At 57.0% G+C, this 379-nt stretch carries 1 tRNA gene and 1 rRNA gene; both read right to left on the reverse strand.

Annotation, left to right across the window (positions count from 1 at the left end):
• Window positions 1–20 precede the first annotated feature (20 nt).
• Window positions 21–97 (reverse strand) — tRNA-Ile (locus ACYPYD_RS26165).
• Between the two features lie 183 nt (window positions 98–280).
• Window positions 281–379, reverse strand: a 16S ribosomal RNA gene (locus ACYPYD_RS26170); the annotation flags it as partial.

Consider the following 379-nt stretch of genomic DNA (forward strand, 5'->3'; position numbering starts at 1 on the left):
ATCTGTCTAGATATGGCAAGTGGTGGGCCTGAGTGGATTCGAACCACTGACCTCACCCTTATCAGGGGTGCGCTCTAACCAACTGAGCTACAGGCCCAACTCGCCATGCCCGAACAGGCCATGAATGGCCGCAGGCGGCGTGAGCCAGCTCAGGCAGTACAACACAAGCCACGCTTGCGTTGATCTCCAGGATGAAGGGACATGAGGACGACGGCATGTTCTTAGAATTGAGCGAAGCTCTTCCCGTGTCTAGCACAGGCGCTTTCGGCCAAATCCTTAGAAAGGAGGTGATCCAGCCGCAGGTTCCCCTACGGCTACCTTGTTACGACTTCACCCCAGTCGCTAAACCCACTGTGGTCGCCTGCCTCCCTTGCGGGTT

The sequence above is a fragment of the Novosphingobium sp. 11B genome, assembly GCF_054589055.1.